Annotated in this window: 19 protein-coding genes; 9 read left to right on the forward strand and 10 right to left on the reverse strand. The window is 67.3% G+C overall.

Annotation, left to right across the window (positions count from 1 at the left end; all coding sequences use genetic code 11):
* Window positions 1–53: 53 nt before the first annotated feature.
* From ACZ2G3_RS09140 to ACZ2G3_RS09155, 4 genes are all read left to right on the forward strand, one after another.
* Window positions 54–1,862 (forward strand): M3 family oligoendopeptidase, encoded by a 1,809-nt coding sequence (locus tag ACZ2G3_RS09140; RefSeq protein ID WP_470395465.1) that lies wholly within the window; start codon window positions 54–56, stop codon window positions 1,860–1,862.
* A gap of 31 nt (window positions 1,863–1,893) precedes the next feature.
* Window positions 1,894–3,075: a dipeptidase gene (locus tag ACZ2G3_RS09145; protein WP_470395467.1), complete on the forward strand. Its 1,182-nt coding sequence runs from the start codon at window positions 1,894–1,896 to the stop codon at window positions 3,073–3,075.
* 9 nt (window positions 3,076–3,084) lie between these two features.
* Window positions 3,085–3,468, forward strand: a complete 384-nt coding sequence (gene rbsD, locus ACZ2G3_RS09150; protein ID WP_470395469.1) for a D-ribose pyranase — start codon at window positions 3,085–3,087, stop codon at window positions 3,466–3,468.
* Window positions 3,469–3,529: 61 nt separating this feature from the next.
* Window positions 3,530–3,676: an entericidin A/B family lipoprotein gene (locus tag ACZ2G3_RS09155; RefSeq protein WP_470395471.1), complete on the forward strand. Its 147-nt coding sequence runs from the start codon at window positions 3,530–3,532 to the stop codon at window positions 3,674–3,676.
* A 152-nt stretch (window positions 3,677–3,828) separates the two neighbouring features.
* On the opposite strand, the gene ACZ2G3_RS09160 is transcribed toward ACZ2G3_RS09155, so the two are convergent.
* The 6 genes from ACZ2G3_RS09160 to ACZ2G3_RS09185 form a co-directional block, all read right to left on the reverse strand.
* The gene (locus ACZ2G3_RS09160) at window positions 3,829–4,314 is read right to left on the reverse strand and encodes a GAF domain-containing protein (RefSeq protein WP_470395473.1); all 486 of its coding nucleotides are present in this window, start codon (window positions 4,312–4,314) and stop codon (window positions 3,829–3,831) included.
* A 98-nt stretch (window positions 4,315–4,412) separates the two neighbouring features.
* Window positions 4,413–4,613, reverse strand: a complete 201-nt coding sequence (locus ACZ2G3_RS09165; protein WP_419268186.1) for a hypothetical protein — start codon at window positions 4,611–4,613, stop codon at window positions 4,413–4,415.
* A 133-nt stretch (window positions 4,614–4,746) separates the two neighbouring features.
* Window positions 4,747–6,546: a translation elongation factor 4 gene (gene lepA, locus ACZ2G3_RS09170; protein WP_470395476.1), complete on the reverse strand. Its 1,800-nt coding sequence runs from the start codon at window positions 6,544–6,546 to the stop codon at window positions 4,747–4,749.
* A 79-nt stretch (window positions 6,547–6,625) separates the two neighbouring features.
* Window positions 6,626–7,321, reverse strand: a complete 696-nt coding sequence (locus ACZ2G3_RS09175; RefSeq protein ID WP_470395478.1) for a type 1 glutamine amidotransferase domain-containing protein — start codon at window positions 7,319–7,321, stop codon at window positions 6,626–6,628.
* Window positions 7,322–7,462: 141 nt separating this feature from the next.
* Window positions 7,463–8,395, reverse strand: a complete 933-nt coding sequence (locus ACZ2G3_RS09180; RefSeq protein ID WP_470395480.1) for a DMT family transporter — start codon at window positions 8,393–8,395, stop codon at window positions 7,463–7,465.
* Window positions 8,392–9,087: an HAD family hydrolase gene (locus tag ACZ2G3_RS09185; protein WP_470395482.1), complete on the reverse strand. Its 696-nt coding sequence runs from the start codon at window positions 9,085–9,087 to the stop codon at window positions 8,392–8,394. Before ACZ2G3_RS09185 ends, ACZ2G3_RS09180 begins: the two co-directional genes overlap by 4 nt.
* 72 nt (window positions 9,088–9,159) lie before the next feature.
* On the opposite strand from ACZ2G3_RS09185, the gene ACZ2G3_RS09190 reads away from it, so the two are divergent.
* The 3 genes from ACZ2G3_RS09190 to ACZ2G3_RS09200 all read left to right on the forward strand — a co-directional run bounded on the left by ACZ2G3_RS09190 (window position 9,160) and on the right by ACZ2G3_RS09200 (window position 10,479).
* Window positions 9,160–9,354: a heavy-metal-associated domain-containing protein gene (locus ACZ2G3_RS09190; protein WP_470395483.1), complete on the forward strand. Its 195-nt coding sequence runs from the start codon at window positions 9,160–9,162 to the stop codon at window positions 9,352–9,354.
* 133 nt (window positions 9,355–9,487) lie between these two features.
* Complete coding sequence (locus tag ACZ2G3_RS09195) at window positions 9,488–9,790, forward strand: hypothetical protein (RefSeq protein WP_419268180.1); 303 nt, start codon at window positions 9,488–9,490, stop codon at window positions 9,788–9,790.
* Window positions 9,791–9,795: 5 nt separating this feature from the next.
* On the forward strand, window positions 9,796–10,479 hold the full coding sequence (locus ACZ2G3_RS09200; protein ID WP_470395486.1) for an NAD-dependent deacylase: 684 nt from the start codon (window positions 9,796–9,798) through the stop codon (window positions 10,477–10,479).
* Window positions 10,480–10,485: 6 nt separating this feature from the next.
* Here the strand turns inward: ACZ2G3_RS09200 and parA are convergent, their stop codons facing one another.
* Window positions 10,486–11,121 carry a ParA family partition ATPase gene (gene parA / locus ACZ2G3_RS09205; protein ID WP_470395487.1) on the reverse strand — a complete coding sequence of 212 codons (636 nt, stop codon included), beginning with the start codon at window positions 11,119–11,121 and terminating at the stop codon, window positions 10,486–10,488.
* Between the two features lie 75 nt (window positions 11,122–11,196).
* Entirely contained in the window at window positions 11,197–11,517 is a 321-nt protein-coding gene (locus ACZ2G3_RS09210; RefSeq protein ID WP_470395489.1) for an antibiotic biosynthesis monooxygenase family protein, read from the reverse strand.
* 127 nt (window positions 11,518–11,644) lie between these two features.
* On the opposite strand from ACZ2G3_RS09210, the gene ACZ2G3_RS09215 reads away from it, so the two are divergent.
* Window positions 11,645–12,730: a dipeptidase gene (locus ACZ2G3_RS09215; protein WP_470395491.1), complete on the forward strand. Its 1,086-nt coding sequence runs from the start codon at window positions 11,645–11,647 to the stop codon at window positions 12,728–12,730.
* 24 nt (window positions 12,731–12,754) lie between these two features.
* Here ACZ2G3_RS09215 and ACZ2G3_RS09220 read toward each other — a convergent pair whose 3' ends face one another.
* Window positions 12,755–14,023, reverse strand: coding sequence for a helix-turn-helix domain-containing protein (locus tag ACZ2G3_RS09220; RefSeq protein WP_419268175.1), 1,269 nt, complete (start codon window positions 14,021–14,023; stop codon window positions 12,755–12,757).
* A 111-nt stretch (window positions 14,024–14,134) separates the two neighbouring features.
* Complete coding sequence (gene hemA, locus ACZ2G3_RS09225) at window positions 14,135–15,364, reverse strand: 5-aminolevulinate synthase (RefSeq protein ID WP_470395493.1); 1,230 nt, start codon at window positions 15,362–15,364, stop codon at window positions 14,135–14,137.
* A 163-nt stretch (window positions 15,365–15,527) separates the two neighbouring features.
* On the opposite strand from hemA, the gene ACZ2G3_RS09230 reads away from it, so the two are divergent.
* Window positions 15,528–16,913: a dipeptidase gene (locus ACZ2G3_RS09230; protein ID WP_470395495.1), complete on the forward strand. Its 1,386-nt coding sequence runs from the start codon at window positions 15,528–15,530 to the stop codon at window positions 16,911–16,913.
* Window positions 16,914–16,915: the final 2 nt, after the last annotated feature.

Genomic DNA, 16,915 nt, shown 5'->3' on the forward strand with positions numbered 1-16,915 from the left:
TCAGGGTCCACATCTTGGGCAACCATCAGAAAGGACCCATCATGGCAGGCATCATGGCATATGACGCGAAGGACCGGGCGCAGGCTTCCGACAGCTTTGGAAATCTTCCCGAATGGGACCTGACCGATCTTTATCCCGCGCCGGACAGCCCGCAGCTTGCCGCCGACATCGACAGCCTCGACCGCATGGTCCAGTCCTTCGCCGCCGAATACCAGGGCAAGCTGGCGCAGCTGTCCGCGGCCCAGATGCTGGCCTGCATCGAGACCTATCAGCAGATCGACATCCTGGCCGGGCGGATCATGTCCTATGCTGGGCTGCGCTATTACCAGAACACCACAGACCCGGCCCGTGCCAAGCAGATGGGCGACCTTCAGGCCCGGATCACCGACCTGACGACACCCCTGGTCTTCTTCAGCCTGGAATTCAACCGCATCCCGGACGACATCTACCAGGCCGTCTTCACCGCGCCCGACGGTCCTGCGCGCTACAAGCCCGTCTTCGACCGGATGCGCGCCATGCGTCCCCATCAGCTGTCGGACGAGTTGGAGCAGTTCCTGCACGACACGTCGGTCGTCGGCGCCGCGGCCTGGAACCGTCTGTTCGATGAAACCACCGCCGCCCTGACCTTTGAGGTCGAGGGCGAGACGCTTGGCCTGGAAGCGACGCTGAACCTGCTGACCGACCATGATCGCGCCCGGCGCGAGGCTGGCGCGCGGGCGCTGGCAAAGGTCTTCACCGCCAATGTCGGTCTGTTCGCGCGCATCCACAACACGCTGGCCAAGGAAAAGGCCATCGAGGACAAGTGGCGCAAGATGCCCACGCCGCAATATGGCCGGCACCTGTCGAACCATGTCGAACCCGAAGTGGTCGAGGCCCTGCGCAATGCGGTCACGAACGCCTATCCGCGCCTGTCGCACCGCTATTACGCCCTGAAGGCGCGCTGGCTGGGTCTGGACAAGCTGCAGGTCTGGGACCGTAATGCGCCGCTGCCCACGGAAACGCCGCGCACCATCGACTGGCCCGAGGCGAGGGACACGGTGCTGGACGCCTATGCCGGGTTTTCGCCGGAACTGGCCGATCTGGCGCGGCCCTTCTTCGACAAGGGCTGGATCGATGCGGGCGTGAAGCCCGGCAAGGCGCCCGGCGCCTTTGCCCATCCAACGGTCACCACGGCGCATCCCTATATCCTGCTGAACTACCTGGGCAAGCCGCGCGACGTGATGACGCTGGCGCACGAGCTGGGGCATGGCGTCCATCAGCGCCTGGCCGCCGGTCAGGGCGAATTGCTGGCATCGACGCCCCTGACGCTGGCGGAAACCGCCTCCGTCTTCGGAGAGATGCTGACCTTCCGCGCCCTGCTGGCCCGGACCACCGATCCGGCGCAGAAAAAGGCGCTGCTGGCCGGCAAGGTCGAGGACATGATCAACACGGTCGTGCGCCAGATCGCCTTCTACGACTTTGAATGCCGGCTGCATGCCGCCCGCGCCGAGGGCGAGCTGACGCCGGACGACATCAACGCGCTGTGGATGTCGGTGCAGCACGAAAGCCTGGGGCCGGTGTTTGAATACATGCCGGGTTACGAGACCTTCTGGACCTATGTGCCGCATTTCGTGCATTCGCCCTTCTACGTCTATGCCTATGCCTTTGGCGACGGGCTGGTGAACGCGCTTTATGCGGCTTACGAGGACGGGCTGCCGGAGTTTCAGGCCAAGTATTTCGACCTGCTGAAGGCGGGCGGCTCGATGCATCACAAGGAGCTGCTGGCGCCCTTCGGCCTTGACGCGTCAGACCCGGCCTTCTGGGACAAGGGCCTCTCGATGATCGAGGACCTCATCGACCAGTTGGAGGCGCTGGAGCCATGAGGCCCGGCGGCAGGGACAACCGGCGGGTGCCATGCTGAGACGCCTGCTGCTGGCACTGGGACTGCTGGTGCTGGCAGCCCTGGGGGCTTTCCTGGCCTTTGCCCCGGCCTATGTCGAACGCGCGCTGAACCCGATGACCATGCCGGCGGAGGGCTGGCCGGCCTCAGCCGAGGCACAGGCGCTGCATGATCGGCTGGTGATCGGGGATTGGCATTCGGACGCGCTTCTTTGGGACCGGGACCTGCTGGTGCGGGTGGACCGGGGCCACAGCGACGTGCCGCGCTTGCTGGACGGCAACATGGCGCTGCAGGTCTTTACCACCGTCACCAAAAGTCCCAGTGGCCAGAACTATGACCAGAACAGCAGCGAAGCCGGCGACAATATCACGCCGCTGTTCATCGGGCAGCTGCGCCCGCCCCGCGCCTGGTTTTCCCTGCGAGAGCGGGCGCTGGTCCAGGCCGGGGCCCTGCACCGCGCGGCCAGGCATGCCCCCGACCGGCTGCGCGTGATCCGGACCCGTGGTGACCTGCAGGCCCTGCTGGCGGATCGTGCCGCCGGCCAGCGCGTGCTGGGCGCCCTGCTGGGGTCCGAGGGCGGGCATCCGCTGGAGGGCGATCTGGGCAACCTTCAGGTCCTCTACGATGCGGGCTTTCGCTTGATGGGACTGACGCACTTCTTTGACAACGAGCTGGGCGGCAGCCTGCATGGCGAAGGTGGCAGCGGGGCTGGCCTGTCGGACTTTGGACGCGAGGTCGTGGATCGCATGATGCAGCTGGGCCTGGTCATCGACGTCACCCATGCCGCACCTCAGATGGTCGAGGATGTGCTGGCGATCCCAGGCACGCGCCCCGTCCTGTCGCATACCGGCATCACCCGCCACTGCCCCAGCCCCCGCAACCTGCCCGACGACCTGGTCGCCCGGATCGCCGATGCGGGCGGTCTGATCGGCATCGGTTACTGGTCGGACGTCGTATGCGGGAACAGGCCCGCCGACATCGCGGCTGCCATCGCGGCGGCGATCGAGGTGGCGGGCGAGGACCACGTCTCGCTCGGCTCGGACTGGGACGGATCGGTGGATTCGCCGATCGACGCCGCGCACCTGCCGGCGCTGACGCAGGCGCTGCTGGACCAGGGGCTGACCGAGGCTCAGATCGCCAAGGTCATGGGCGGCAACATGATGGCCTATCTGGCCGACATCCTTCCAGCGGAATAGGGGATCCCGATGAAACGCACGGCACTGCTCCATGGCGACCTGTCGGGCCTGATCGCGAGGCTGGGGCATGGCGACCTGCTGGTGATCGGGGATGCGGGGCTGCCGGTGCCGCGCGGGGTACCTTGCATCGATCTGGCTCTTACCCGCGGGATCCCCAGCGTCTTCGACGTTCTGGACGCGGTTCTGGCCGAGATGGTCGTGGAGCGGGCTGCGCTGGCGCAGGAGGCCGCACCCGCACTGCAGGAACGCTTTTGCCAGCGGGAGATCGGCCAGGTGACGCGGCTTTCGCACGAGGCGTTCAAGGCCCGGACCGCCGAGGCGCGGGCGATCGTCCGCACGGGAGAGTTCACGCCCTATGCCAATATCTGCCTCTGGTCCGGCGTGGCATTTTGAGGGGAACCACCTTGCCCCCGATGCGTTCAGCCACAGATATTTATGCACAGGAAACAATGCCATGCAGAAGAAGATTCTGGGACTGACCGCCATTCTGGCCATGATGACCCTGGCCGCCTGCGAGACCGTGCAGGGTGCCGGACGCGATCTTTCGACGGCCGGTGAAGTCGTTCAGGAAGAAAGCGCCGAGGTTCAGGCCGGGATGTGATCCCTGCCCGACCTTGATGCCATGAAGGCCCCCCGCACCCGGTGCAGGGGGCCTTTTTCTGGATCGGTGGTCCATCAGCACGGGTCATGCACCGGGCGGCCACAGCCCGTGCACAGCACGTACACAGGCTTGATCAGAGGGACAAATCCAGATCAGGCGCCGGGGGCTAGGGCGAGCCTTGTCGAGACCAGGGCCGAGTGGGTTTCGACCAAGGCCAGCGCCTCGTCATTCAGGTCAGGGCGCGGCGTTCGGCTGAGAAAGCAGAACATGCCGAAGACGCTGCCGTCGGGGCGATGGACGGGCACGCTGAGATGGCTGCCGATCGGGATCATCTGCGTGATCGGAAGGTCCGTCGCGATGGCATGGGCACTGGTGTCGGGCATCAGCCGCGGCAGGCCGCCGTCGAGGATATGTTTGCAGTAGACCTCGCGCAGATCCATGCTCTGGCTGGGCTGGATCAGCGCCTCGAGCCCGGGGGCGCTGACGGCGCGGAAGACCGCGCGCTCGTCCACGAATTCGGAAAGATAGGCGACCTCCATCCCGAGACGCTCGCGGACGGTGTCGAGCGAGTTCTGGATGGCGGCGGCTTCGGCCGGTTGGCTGGCGATTCCGGAAAGGGCGGCGGTCTTGTCTGGCATGAGGCTTCTCGCATACTGGGGTCACTCCGAAACCTAGCGCGCGAATGCCTGTCGTGCGAAGGAGAAAACACCACAGGTTTTAGCTATCGCCCCTGCCGTCAGCCCGGCCTCTGGCGTTCGGCGGCCAGGATCCTGCGGGTGACGATCCAGGTGACCGGCACGGCCAGCACCGCCCCTGCCGCGGCAGCCAGCAGGATCGGCAGCATCCCGTAATGGCCAAGGACCAGAACAAGGATCACCCCTGCCCCCGCAAGGCTTGACATGATGATCGTCAGAAGAAGCAAGAACAGTCGCGGCATGGTCGTCTCCCTCACAAGGTGACGCCACATTAGCCGCGATGGTTCCGGGGGGTGTTGATCTGGGTCAAGCGGCGCCTGCGCACCGATGCCCGAAGGTCCGCCGGGCGACCGCGACGCGGCCGCCCGTGGCGGATCAGGTGTCCATCTTGAGCGCCTGGATGAAGGCCGTCTGAGGGATCTCGACCTTGCCGAACTGGCGCATCTTCTTCTTGCCGGCCTTCTGCTTTTCCAGCAGCTTCTTTTTACGCGTTGCGTCGCCGCCATAGCATTTGGCGGTCACGTCCTTGCGCATGGCCGACAGGGTTTCCCGCGCGATCACGCGGCTGCCGATGGCGGCCTGGATCGGGATCTTGAACATGTGGCGCGGGATCAGTTCCTTGAGCTTCTCGACCATGACGCGGCCGCGGCTTTCGGCGCGGTCGCGATGGACCATGATAGACAGCGCATCGACGGGTTCGTCATTCACCAGGATCGACATCTTGACCAGGAAATCCTCGCGATATTCGCTGATCTGGTAGTCGAAGCTGGCATAGCCCTTGGTGACCGACTTCAGCCGGTCGTAGAAGTCGAAGACGACCTCGGCCAGCGGCAGGTCATAGACGACCATCGCCCGGCTGCCCGCATAGGTCAGGTCCATCTGGATGCCGCGGCGGTCCTGGCACAGTTTCAGCACGTCGCCCAGATAGTCGTCGGGCACCATGATCGTGGCCTTGATGCGCGGTTCCTGGATGTGGTCGACCAGCGTCAGGTCCGGCATGTCGGCCGGGTTGTGCAGGTCACGGACCTCGCCGTCGCGCATGTGCAGCTTGAAGACCACCGAGGGCGCGGTGGTGATGAGGTCCAGATCGTATTCGCGCTCCAGCCGGTCGCGGATCACCTCGAGGTGCAGCAGGCCCAGGAAACCGCAGCGGAAGCCGAAGCCGAGCGCGGCCGAGGTCTCCATCTCGTAGCTGAACGAGGCGTCGTTCAGGGCCAGCTTCTCGATCGCGTCGCGCAGCGGTTCGAAATCGTTGGCGTCGACCGGGAAAAGGCCGCAGAAGACCACGGGCTGCGCCGGCTTGAAGCCCGGCAGGGCCTTCAGGGCGGGCTTTTTCTCGTGCGTGATGGTGTCGCCCACGCGGGTGTCCCGCACCTGCTTGATGGAGGCGGTGAAGACGCCGATCTCGCCCGGGCCCAGTTCGGGGATGTCCTTCATCGCCGGGGTGAGGACCGCCAGGCGGTCCAGCTTGTAAGTGGCGCCGGTCTGCATCATCTTGACCTGGTCGCCCTTGCGGATGATCCCGTCCATGACGCGGATCATCACGACCACGCCCAGATAGGCGTCGTACCAGCTGTCGACCAGCATGGCGGTCAGGGGCGCGTTCTGGTCGCCCTTAGGCGCGGGCAGGCGCGTGACGATGGCCTCCAGCACCTCGGGGATGCCGAGGCCGGTCTTGGCGCTGATCGGGATCGCGTCCTGGGCGTCGATGCCGATGACTTCCTCGATGTTTTCCTTGACGCGTTCGGGTTCGGCCGCGGGCAGGTCGATCTTGTTCAGGACCGGCACGATCTCGTGGCCCGCGTCGATCGCCTGGTAGACGTTGGCCAGCGTCTGCGCCTCGACCCCCTGGCTGGCATCCACCACCAGCAGCGAGCCTTCGACCGCGCGCATCGAGCGGCTGACCTCGTAGGCGAAGTCCACGTGGCCCGGCGTGTCGATCAGGTTCAGCACATAGGTCTGGCCGTCCTTGGCCCGATAGCTGATGCGGACGGTGTTCGCCTTGATGGTGATCCCCCGCTCGCGCTCGATATCCATGCTGTCCAGCATCTGGGCCTTCATGTCGCGTTCGGCGACAGTGCCCGTCAGCTGGATCAGCCGGTCGGCCAGCGTGGATTTTCCGTGGTCGATATGGGCCACGATCGAAAAGTTGCGGATGAGGGAAAGCTCGGTCATGGCCGGGCTATACAGGGGCGCGAGGGCCGCGAAAAGAGGGTTTCGCGGCCCCGCGATCTTTGCCGCAGGCGGCTGCGGATCAGGGCACGGTCGGAAGGTCGGCGGCCTTCAGCATCAGCCGTGCGACTTCCGCCGACGAGGCCGGGTTCTGGCCGGTGACCAGCTTGCCGTCGGCGATGGCGAAGGGCTGCCAGTCTGGCCCGCCCTCGTGCTGGCCGCCCTGGGCCTTCAGCTGGTCCTCCAGCAGGAAGGGCACGGCATCGGACAGGCCGGCGGCCTCTTCCTCGGCATTGGTGAAGCCCGCGACGCGGCGCCCCTTGACCAGCGGATCGCCCGACGACAGGCGCGCCGCCAGAAGGCCCGCGGGGCCGTGGCAGACCGCGCCGACGACGGCGCCCTTTTCCCAGGCCTTCGCCAGCAGCTGGCCCAGGGTCTCGGATTTCGGCAGGTCCCACATGGTGCCGTGGCCGCCCGGCAGATAGACGATGTCGCAGGCCGCCACATCGACATCCTCGACCCGCTCGGTGTTGGCCAGGCGGTTCATCGCGGCGTCATCGGCCCAAAAGCGGCGGACCTCGTCGGTCATGGCGTCATCGGCCTCGGACGAGGGATCGGCCGGAGGCTTGCCGCCCGCAATGCTGGCCAGCTCGACCTGGTAGCCCGCGTCGGACAGGATCCAGTAGGGGGCGGCCAGCTCCTCCCAGTAAAAGCCGGTGGGCTTGCCGGTGTCGCCCAACTGGTCGTGCGACGTCAGGATGATAAGGGCCTTGGGCATGGGGTGCTCCTTTGGGGGACATGACAGCGCGGGCCGGAATGGCAGGACGCCTGTTGGGCAGACAATGATCTTGCCGGCGCGGCGGTTCCTTGACAGGACGTCGCGGCGCGGCCGGCCGACCCCGTGCCGAAGAGACGGCGCTCAGCGTGACCCGCTGCGGATCAGGCCACTGACCTCGGCGGGTGCCGGGCGGCGGCGCAGGCCGGCCTCGCGCCACATCGCATATCCGCCCGCCAGCGCGATCAGCCCCGCGCCCAGCAGCATCGGCAGATCCGGCCGCTCACCGAAGACCAGCGCCGCCACCAGCAGCGCAAATCCCAGCCTGGTATAGCGGAAGGGCGCCACGACCGACGCCTCGCCCAAGCGCGAGGCCGCGACCAGCGTGGCATATCCCAGCACGCCAAAGACCACCGTTCCCGCCAGCAGCGCCCCTTCCAGCGGACCGGGCGCCACCGCGCCCTGCCCCGCCACCGCGCCCAGCAGCAGCCCCGCGGGCACCATGCCGCCATAGGCCGAGGCCGAGAGCTGGTCCGAGGGCACGCCACGCGGGATGCGCCGCGTGGCCAGGTCGCGCAGCGTCAGACCCGCCACCCCCAGCAGCGCCCAGAGCATCGACGGATGGAACGCCGCCGTCCCCGGCCGCAGGATCAGCAACACGCCCGCAAAGCCCACCGCGACCGAGGCCCACCGCCGCCAGCCGACCTTTTCGCCCAGAAACAGCGCCGCCCCCAGGACCAGCGTCAGCGGCAGCACCTGCAGGATCGCCGACGTCACGGCCAGTTCCCCCACCGCCAGCGCGGTGACGAAGCTCAGCGCGCCGATCACCTCGCCCAGGTTGCGCAGGATCACCATCGGATGCAGCAGGTCGCGGGTCCACAGGGCCAATCCCCGCCGCGCCAGGCGCGCCCAGAAGACCAGCATCGCCATCAATCCGGTCATCGCCATCAGCTGACCGACCGGCAGGCTGTCCGTCAGCGTCTTGATGAAGGCATCCTCGACCGCGAACATGGCCATGGATGCCGTCATGAACAGCGCCGCGCGGCCGTTGTCGCTCATTCCCGCGACGCGGCTCATGCGCCCGCCTCGATCCGGGCGACAAGATCGGGCAGCTGCGCCATCCCCGTCAGCTGGTGCAGGCGCGGATGGTCGGGCGCCTCGGCATGTTCCAGCGCCCAGGTCAGGTCATGGGGGATGAAGACGCCCCATCCGCCCAGGTCCAGCACCGGGATCACGTCGCTGCGCATCGAGTTCCCGGCCATCAGGAACCGCTCGGGCGCCACCCCCTGCCCCAGCAGCGCGCGGGCATAGGCCTCGGGCGTCTTCTCGGCCAGGATCTCGACCGCGCTGAAGCGCTCGGCCAGGCCCGAGGCCGCGACCTTGCGCTCCTGATCCATCAGGTCGCCCTTGGTGACCAGGATCAGCTGGCGCCCCGCCAGCGCGTCCAGCGCCTCCTCGACACCCGGCAGCAGGTCGACGGGATGGGCCAGCATCTCCTGGCCCAGTTCCAGGATGCGGCCGATGGTGCGGCCGTCGACGGCGCCATCGGTCAGCTCGATCGCGGTCTGGACCATCGACAGCATGAAGCCCTTGATGCCATAGCCGTAGCGCGCGAGGTTCGCGCGTTCGATGTCGAAAAGCCGCGCGGCAATGGCCTCGGCCTCGCCGTGATCGGCCAGCAGCGATGCGAACTCGGCCTCGGTCACGCGGAAGAAGGTCTCGTTCTCCCACAGGGTGTCATCGGCATCCAGCCCGATGGCGTCGATCATCGCCGTGTCCTTCCGTCTTGTGCCGCGGCCCGCCCGGCCGCATCATGGCCCGGCAACAATCAGGAGGTCCCCATGATCTTTGCCGTTCCCGACATGACATGCGGCCATTGCAAGGCCGCCATCGAGACAGCGATTGCAGGTGCAGGGGGGCAGGCGCAAGTGGATCTTGCAGCCAAGCGCGTCACCGTCACCGGACTGGACGCCGAGACCGCCCGCTCCCGCCTGCAGGACGCCGGATTTACCCCCAGCCCCGTCGAGGGCACCTGAAATCCCCCGCGTCACGCCAGCGTGATTGAGCGGGACGCGGATTTTTGCTAAGGGTGGAACGGCAGCCAGGGCAGGCAAGACCGGACCGAACCGGCCGCCCGGCGATGCAGAGCAGTAACCGAGGAGACAGTCCATGCTGAACCGATTCGTGATCGCCGCCGCCGCGATCGTACTGACGACGCCGCTGGCCATGGCCGGGCCGATCGACACCGCCTGCGTCCGGTCGGACCGCGCGCGCGGCAATGCGCCCCTGTGCGGCTGCATCCAGCAGGTGGCGAACCAGACCCTGTCACGGTCCGACCAGCGCCGCGCGGCCCAGTTCTTCCGGGACCCGCACCGCGCGCAGGAGGTCCGCACCTCCAAGCGCGACACGGACAACGCCTTCTGGAAGCGCTATCGCAACTTTGCCGCCCAGTCCGAGCGGCTCTGCCGCTGAGGCCCATGCGCATCACGGTGCTGACCGGGGCCGGGATTTCGGCCGAAAGCGGTCTGGCGACCTTTCGCGCCAGCGACGGCCTGTGGGAGAACCACCGCATCGAGGATGTGGCCACGCCCGAGGCCTTTGCCCGCGACCCCGCGCTGGTGCACCAGTTCTACAACATGCGCCGCGCCAATGCGGCCGCGGCGCAGCCGAACGCCGCGCATCACGCGCTGGCCCGGCTGGCCCGCCATCACGACCTGGTGCTGGTGACGCAGAACGTGGACGACCTGCACGAACGCGCCGGCAGCCCGGAGGTGATCCACATGCATGGCGCGCTGGACCGGGCGCGCTGCGCGGCCTGTGGCCACGGCTGGCCCGCGCCGGCCGTGATGTCGCCCGACGATCCCTGCCCCGCCTGCGCGGCCCCCGCGACCCGTCCCGACATCGTCTGGTTCGGAGAGATCCCCCGGCATATGGAGCGGATCTGGCAGGCGCTGGAAGAAAGCGACCTGTTCGCCGCCATCGGCACGTCGGGCAATGTCTATCCGGCGGCAGGCTTTGCCCAGCATGCCGGGCGCCACGGGGTCGAATGCGTCGAACTGAACCTGGAAAACAGCGTGAACGCCCGCGACTTTGACCGCCGCATCCTGGGACCGGCCAGCCGCACCGTCCCCGCTTGGGTCGAGGAGCTGGTGGGCGGCTGAGGCGCCTCAGCCCATCCGGCCAAGGACCTCGTCGGTCAGGGCGGCCATCTCGGCCACCGCGGGGCCGGATTTGCTGCGCTCGATTGCGCCCAGGCCCTGGCCCAGGGTCTCGGCATAGGTGACGCGGTTGGCGATCTGGGTGGTTGCGACGACGGCGCCCAGCTGCTCGGCTTTTTCGGCCACTTCAGCGCCCAGCCTGGTGTTGGGACGGGTGCGGTTCAGGACCAGCAGCACCTCGGCCTTTTCACGCCGGGCCAGGTCCAGCACCCCTTCGGTCGCCCAGAGGTCCACATGGCTGCTGGCCACCGGCACCAGGACCAGGTCCGCCACGCGCAGGGCCGGGCGCAGGTCGCTGTCGATCTTGGGCGGCGTGTCGATGATCACGAAATCAAAGCGCTTCTTCAGCTTTTCCGATTCGTAGCTGGCCCCCCAGGCCGAGGAGGTCGAGAAATCCATCGCCTCGTCCTCGCCCTGTGCGGACATCCGCTCCATGAACCAGCGGCCCAGGCTGCCCTGCGGATCGGTATCGACCAGCGCCACCGAATGGCCCCGGGCATGCAGGCTGACAGCCAGGTTGACCGCCAGCGTCGTCTTGCCCGAGCCGCCCTTTTGCTGGGCCACGGTGATGATCCGCCCTGCCATCCTGATCCTCCTGTGATGTGGCGCTCAGGTTAGCAGGCGGGGGGGCGAATGCATCCCCTTTCTGCAGGTGCAGCATCAGGGAAAGACGGCCTGCACCTCGTACATCACCGGCTCGAAGCTCTTGCACATGGCGTGGATCTCCCGGTTGCGGCGGCGCATCTCGTCGGTGCGCAGCATGGCCTGGTAATCCTTGCGGTCCCGCCACTGGGAATAGGTGGCGATGCGGGTCTGCGCGTCGTTCAGATGGATCGCGCCGCCCAGGCAGCCGGGTTGGCGGCTGATCACCTGGTCCCAGGCATCGGTCAGCAGGTCCAGCACGTCATGGGCGCTGCCGGGGGTGACCTCGAAGGTGGTGATGACGGTCTGGCCGTGGAAATCGCGGGTGATGCGGGGCATGGCGGCGGTCCTCCCTTGGGCGTGGCTCTGCCCCCTCAGCCTAGAGGCGCCGCAGTGCCGCGCAAGCCCCATTGCGGGTGGGGTGCACGACGTGCATTCTGCGCCCGAGACGGTGAAAGGAGCCGACATGATCCCGGTATTCGACGGCCACAACGACTTTCTGCAGCGCGTGGTGGCGGCGGGCCCCCAGGGCGCGCGCCTGTGGCTGGAGGGCGACGGCACCGGGCACCTGGACCTGCCCCGGATGCGCGCGGGCGGCATGGTCGGCGGCTTTTTCGCGATCTGGGTGCCTTCGCCCGACGATCCGAACGCGGGCGACCACGTGCGGATCATGGAGAACCCGCCCTTTGCCATGCCCCTGCCCCCGCAGATCCCGCATGACGAGGCCCTGCCTCATGCCTTCGCCCAGGCCGCGGCCCTGCTGTCGCTGGAACGGACCGGCACGCTGGAGGTGATCCGCGATGCCGCCCAGCTGCGCGCCTGCATTGGGGCCGGGCGGATCGCTGCGATCATGCACATGGAGGGGGCCGAGGCGATCCGCGATCCCGACGCGCTGCACCTGTGGCACCGGACGGGGCTGCGCTCGCTCGGGCCGGTCTGGTCGCGGCCGACGCGCTTTGCGGAAGGGGTGCCCTTTGCCTTTCCGTCCTCGCCCGATACCGGGGGCGGGCTGACGGATGCGGGGCGCGCGCTGGTGCGGGAATGCAACGCGCTTGGCATCATGCTGGACCTGTCGCACCTGAACGAGGCGGGTTTCGACGACATCGCGCGGCTGTCCGACGCACCGCTGGTCGCCAGCCACAGCTGCGTGCACGCGATCTGCGAAAGCAGCCGCAACCTGACGGACCGGCAGCTGCACCAGATCGCCGACAGCCGGGGGCTGGTCGGGCTGAACTTCGCCTCCAGCTTTCTGCGGCCGGATGGGCGGCGGCTGCCGCTGGAGGATCTGGGCACCATGCTGCGGCACCTGGATCACCTGCTGGGCATCCTGGGCGAGGATGGCGTGGCGCTGGGATCGGATTTCGACGGGGCGCTGATGCCGCGCGACTTGGGCGACGCAAGCGCCCTGCCGCGCCTGATCGAGGCGATGGAGGCGATGGAGGCGATGGAGGCGATGGAGGCGATGGAGGCGCATGGTTATGGCCCTGCGCTGATCCGCAAGATCGCCTGCGACAACTGGATCGGCGTGCTGGAGCGCAGCTGGAAAGCCTGAGGCCGCGGTGATGCCGGTCCCGGCCTATTCGGTGGCGGTTTCGGTGCCGGTCTGGGCCTGGGCCACCGCCACCAGTTCCGCGAGTGCAGGGTCCGAGGTCAGGTCGGCCAGCGCATAGCGGTCGGTCAGGCTGTCGGTCGACAGTTCGACATTGCTGATGACCTGAGCGCCGGGGGCAGCAGGTCCATAGGCTTGGCCATTGACGGCAAAGTAGACCGCGCCGGAATTTCCGGTGCGCAGGCGCGGCGCCTCTTCCAGCTTGGGCAGGGCAAAGCGTTCGCCCGCGTCCATGATCTTTTCCAGCAGCACCGTTCCGTCGGCCGAGGAGACCCGCACCCAGGCCGGCCGCACCGCCAGCAGTTCGACCTGCGCCGCATCGGGGGCCAGGGTGCGGACAGACGGCTCGGCCGCGGGCAGCTGGGGACCAAAGGCGATCTGCGTCTGGTCGTCCTGCAGGCCGGGGCTTCCCGCGACGGGCTGAGTGTCCTGGGTCACGTCGCCGGCCCGGGCGATGACCTCATCGACGTTGGCTTCGCCTTCCAGAAGACCCGGATCGATGGCGGCGATGGGGCCATCGCGCGCCGTCAGGACGGGCGCCTCGAGGATCTGCGGGCGATAGAGGCGGTCCATCGCCTCGGGCTGGGGAAGGCGGCTGGCGATGTCGGTGCTGTCCAGCGCGGGATCCGCCAGACCTGCACCTTGGGTCGGGTCCAGTTCGGCCACGACGGCCGGCACGTCCTCGCCCGGTGCAAGGGTCACGCGCTGCACTTCCTGGAGGAGCGACCAGCCGCCATATCCCAGGCCGCCGATCACGGCGATCAGCACCAGGATCGCGCCGATGGCACGCGGCTCGATCTCGGACCAGAAGCTTTGTTCCTGTGGAATGAACAGCGCGCGCGGATTGGCCAGGGCCTCGGCCGGGTCCGAAGGACGCCGCGCGGGCTTGGGTCCGGCCGCCGCGGGCGCCATGCCATGCGTGGGCAGGAAGCCCGATTCTTTGCAGAAGCGCCGGAAGGTCCAGTCCGGGTCCATGCCCAGATAGCGCGCATAGGACCGGACATAGCCCGCGATGAAGCTGGGCGTGTCAAAGGCGGAGGTGTCGCAATTCTCGATCGCGGCGACATAGGAGGCACGGATGCGCAATTCGCGCTGCACGTCCAGCAGGGATTTGCCCAGGGTCGCACGCTCTCCGCGCATCAGGTCCCCCAAGCGCGTGTCGTCATCGAGGAAGGGTATCGATTCCTCCACCTGCACGAACTCCTCTGCCGGGTTATCTGCCCGCAGCCTGCTCATCGACAATGCCTCATGTGCCCGTTGTATTATCAGCACCCGAATCGGATGCTATCAACGCTTCTTTAAACAGAGGTTATCACGCAGGCGAGAGCAGTTCACCGAAGGATTCGGCTAGGCGCTCAATTCGGCGCGATTCAACGCGCAGTGCGACCACAATGCATCCATTGCACGCACAAGGTGATCGATCTGCTTGGGATCATGCACCGGCGAGGGCGTGAACCGCAGCCGCTCCGTGCCGCGGGGCACGGTGGGGAAGTTGATCGGCTGGACATAGATGCCATAGTCGCGCAGCAGCATGTCCGACAGCGCCTTGCAATGGACCGGGTGGCCGACATGGACCGGCACGATGTGGCTGCCGTGGTCGATGATCGGCATGCCGAGCGACTTCAGGCGCATCTTGAGGATGCGGGCGTGCAGCTGCTGTTCGTCGCGCAGCTTCTGGCCATCGGGCGCTTTCAGGAAGGCGATCGAGGCCGCGGCCCCGGCCGCCACCGCCGGCGGCAGCGAGGTCGTGAAGATGAAGCCCGGCGCATAGGAGCGGATCGCGTCGCACATCTTGGCGCTGGCCGCGATATAGCCGCCAAAGACGCCGAAGGCCTTACCAAGCGTGCCGTTGATGATGTCGACGCGCCCCGAAAGCCGGTCGCGTTCGGCGACGCCGCCGCCGCGGGGCCCGTACATGCCCACGGCGTGAACCTCGTCCAGATAGGTCAGCGCGCCGAATTCCTCGGCCAGGTCGCAGAAGGCGGCAATGGGGCCGAAGTCGCCATCCATGGAATAGATAGATTCAAAGGCGATCAGCTTGGGCGCGTCGGGATCGTCGGCCTCCAGCAGCTGGCGCAGATGGGCCAGGTCGTTGTGGCGAAAGATCCGCTTGGCGCCGCCGTTGCGCTTGATCCCCTCGATCATCGAGGCGTGGTTCAACTCGTCCGAATAGATGATCAGGCCGGGAAACAGCTTGGGCAGCGTGGAAAGCGTCGCGTCATTGGCGGTATAGGCCGAGGAAAACACCAGCGCGGCCTGCTTGCCGTGAAGGTCGGCCAGCTCGGCCTCCAGGCGCTTGTGATAGATGGTGGTGCCGCTGATGTTGCGCGTACCGCCCGACCCCGCGCCGGTGGCGTCCAGCGCCTCGTGCATGGCGGCCAGGACGACCGGATGCTGACCCATGCCCAGATAGTCGTTGCCGCACCAGACGGTGATCTCCTGCTGCTCGCCGTCGGGGCGGTTCCAGACGGCTTGCGGGAACCGGCCCTTGGCGCGCTCGATATCGATGAAGGTGCGATAGCGCCCCTCTTCATGCAGTCGGGAGATCGCCTGGTCGAGGGCGGCATCATATTTCATTGCTGGCGTTCCCTTGCAGAGCTGGCTGGGTGCGATCATTGTCCGAACACGCGCGGCCCGACATTGATAGAGGTCAAACCGCGAAAAAAACAGGCCCAAAACGTCATATTCGACGAAAGGCGCATGAAACAACCCGACGTATCGTGACGAAAAGGTAGGAAATATGACGGATTCCGCAAGGGTTCAGGACCTCCTGAGGCAGCTTGACGCGGGGCTGGAGGAGGCGCTGGAACGGCTGATGGCGTTCCTGAAGATCCCCTCGATCTCGACCGACCCTGCCCACTCAGGCGACGTGCGCCGCGCGGCCGACTGGCTGGCGGATGAACTGACCGGGCTGGGCTTTCAGGCGCAGGTCCATGACACGCCGGGCCATCCGATGGTGGTGGCGCGGTCGCAGCCGGGCGATGCGCGGCCGCTGCTGTTCTATGGCCACTATGACGTGCAGCCGGTCGACCCGCTCGAGCTGTGGGACCGCCCCCCCTTCGAGCCCGCCATCGAGGAGACGCCCGCGGGGCGAGTGATCCGCGCGCGTGGCGCCTCGGATGACAAGGGCCAGCTGATGACCTTCGTGGAGGCGTTCCGGGCTTGGAAGGCCGTTCACGGCACCCTGCCCTCGGACCTGATCCTGCTGTTCGAGGGCGAGGAGGAATCGGGCTCTCCCTCGCTGCGGCCGTTCCTGCAGGAGCACGCGGACAGCCTGCGCGCCTCTCTGGCGATGATCTGCGACACGGGGCTTTACGCAGACGGGCGCCCGGCGATCACCACCCAGCTGCGCGGGCTGGTGGGTCAGGAGGTCGTGGTCAGGGGCGCTGACCGAGACCTGCATTCGGGCAGCTTCGGTGGCCTGGCGGCAAACCCGATCATGGTGCTGGCGCAGGCGCTGGCGGCCCTGAAGGACGACCAGGGCCGCGTCACCCTGCCCGGCTTTTACGATGGGGTGCAGGACCTGACGCCCGAACTGGCGCGAGACTGGCAGGCGCTGGACTTTGACGCGGCGGGATTCCTGGGCCGGGTCGGCCTGTCGCAGCCGGTGGGAGAGGCTGGGCGCACGGCCTTGGAGATGGTCTGGAACCGCCCCACGGCCGAGATCAACGGCATTGCCGGCGGCTATGCCGGCGACGGGTTCAAGACCGTGCTGCCGGCCGAGGCGCGGGCCAAGGTCAGCTTTCGCCTGACGGGGCAGCAGGACCCCCAGAAGGTCCGGGCGGCCTTTCAGGATCATGTCCGCCGCTTTGTTCCCGCCGACTGCCGGGTGGAATTCCATGACCATGGTGCCAGCCCGGCCAGCGTCATGGACATCACCGACCCGGCCTTTGGTCTGGCCAAGGATGCCCTGACCGAGGAATGGGGCCGCGAGGCGGCGTTCATCGGCGCCGGCGGTTCGATCCCCATCGCCGGGGACTTCAAGCAGATCCTGGGCATGGATTCGATGCTGGTCGGCTTTGGCCGCGACGACGACCGCATCCATTCCCCGAACGAGAAATACGACGTCGAAAGCTTTGCCAAGGGCGCGCGGTCCTGGGTGCGCATCCTCTCGGCGCTGCGCTGAAC

Source organism: Paracoccus sp. KKT209, assembly GCF_055635455.1.